Source organism: Microcoleus sp. OTE_8_concoct_300, from assembly GCF_031383065.1.
GTDB lineage: Bacteria > Cyanobacteriota > Cyanobacteriia > Cyanobacteriales > Microcoleaceae > Microcoleus.
In genome coordinates this window covers 1-2,123 of sequence record NZ_JANMZH010000321.1, presented here as the reverse complement: position 1 = coordinate 2,123, position 2,123 = coordinate 1, and the positions used below count along the sequence as shown (strand labels likewise).

Genomic DNA, 2,123 nt, shown 5'->3' with positions numbered 1-2,123 from the left:
ATGCTATTATGTGTGCTATCGCTTTCGCGTGGCTTTACTGAACCATATAATTATAGTTCATTCGATGTGTGTTCTCTGTTTGACCCTCATGAATGAATGTCAGTAACATCATACCTCATCTTTCTGAGAAAGGCTATATGTCAGCAGGCAGCGCAAAGACTTCGCGGTTAAGACGGCGTTGTGCGCGGTAAAATAAGCGCGATTTTGTGTCCTAGGTCGACCTTCAGGTGAAGAATATGGTTAAGAACCACAAGCTTGCCAAATCAATTAGCGATGCAGCGTGGGATCAATTTGCTCAATGGTTGCAATATTTTGGGAAAATATACGGTAAAACAGTAATTGCTGTCGCCCCTCAATACACTTGGCAAGATTGTTCAGCCTGTGGCAATATCGTCAAAAAATCGCTATCAACTAGAACCCATATTTGTTGTGGCGCGGTATTAGATCGGGATCACAACGCCGCGATTAACATTTTGGAAAAAGGATTGAAGCAAGCAGGAATCAGTTTAAATACGGTGGGGCACGCCGAAATTAACGCTTGGGGACAGAACGATCTATACTCATGGGTGGTAACAAAACAGAGATAAGTTCGACTGACCCAAGCAAGAATCCTCGCGCCTTCAGGCGCCCGGAGTGTCAATTAAGTACAGGGCGGTCGGCCAACAATAAGCTCTAGACTTTTAACGAAACGCCGCGAGTCCTAGAAAACAGGGCTTTATCTACCGTAAAAAACATTATGTTTCCAACTCACCGCCCCCGCCGCCTCCGCAACCATCCCCAACTCCGCCGGATGGTACGCGAAAATATCTTGACAACCAGCGATTTAATTTACCCCTTATTTGCCGTACCGGGGGAAGCTTTTGCCAAAGAAGTTAAATCGATGCCCGGAGTCTACCAACTATCGGTAGACAAAATAGTAGAAGAAGCAAAAGAAGTCTACGACCTCGGCATTCCCGCGATTATTTTATTCGGCATTCCCGCAGACAAAGATACAGACGCTACAGGTGCTTGGCACGACTGTGGCATCGTCCAACAAGCGACGGAAGCAGTTAAAAAAGCCGTACCAGATTTAATCGTCATGGTCGATACTTGTCTGTGCGAATATACCAGTCACGGTCACTGCGGCTATTTAGAAGTCGGAGATTTAAGCGGCCGCGTATTGAACGATCCGACACTAGAATTGCTCAAGAAAACCGCCGTTGCTCAAGCTAAAGCCGGTGCCGATATTATCGCACCTTCGGGAATGATGGACGGTTTTGTCGGAGCAATTCGCCAAGGATTGGACTCTGCTGGATTTGAAGATATTCCCATCATGTCTTACGCGGCAAAATACGCCTCAGCTTATTATGGCCCGTTCCGAGATGCGGCCGATTCTGCTCCGCAATTTGGCGATCGGCGCACCTATCAAATGGACCCGGGAAACGGCCGCGAAGCTCTTAAAGAAATTGCTCTCGACATTGCCGAAGGCGCAGATATGCTCATGGTTAAACCCGCTTTAGCTTACATGGACATCATCTGGCGCGTGAAGGAAGCAACTAACCTGCCAGTTGCTGCTTACAACGTTTCTGGAGAATATGCGATGGTGAAAGCCGCCGCCCTCAACGGTTGGATAGACGAAGAAAGAGTAGTGATGGAAACTTTGACAGGATTCAAGCGTGCTGGTACTGATTTGATTTTGACTTATCACGCCAAAGACGCCGCCCGCTGGCTACAAAACTGATTCACTCGATTAGAGATTAAATATTAGAAAATTGACTCCACAGCACAATCTTCGGCTGTTCTCGTGGAGTCAATACCTCTCTCGATAGATGATTCTTGCTCCATTACGCACCCTACAAATTCTCGCTTACTGATAAACGACGCCTCGAAACCTGGTTTTTACTATTTCGGTGGGCTGTAACCAAGTATTGCTATGAAAAAACCCGGTTTCTCTGTAGGTGGGGGGCGGGTTGATCTAGATTGTTGGTATTCGTTAGATATGGTTGGTAAAACCCGCCCCTTGTATCTTAAAAGAGTTGGTGTAGCGCTCGTACCGTCAAGCAGGCGATCGCCAGCTCAATCAGGCGATCGAACCGACAAGTGGGCGATCGTACCGATAAGTGGGCGATCGCTCGATCAAGTAG

Annotated in this window: 2 protein-coding genes; both read left to right on the top strand. The window is 47.3% G+C overall.

From position 1 onward, the window contains the following. Positions 1–236: 236 nt before the first annotated feature. Positions 237–587, top strand: coding sequence for an RNA-guided endonuclease InsQ/TnpB family protein (locus ACUVJL_RS14415; protein WP_445246474.1), 351 nt, complete (start codon positions 237–239; stop codon positions 585–587). Between the two features lie 149 nt (positions 588–736). After that, entirely contained in the window at positions 737–1,720 is a 984-nt protein-coding gene (gene hemB, locus ACUVJL_RS14410) for a porphobilinogen synthase (protein ID WP_333129346.1), read from the top strand. Positions 1,721–2,123 lie beyond the last annotated feature (403 nt).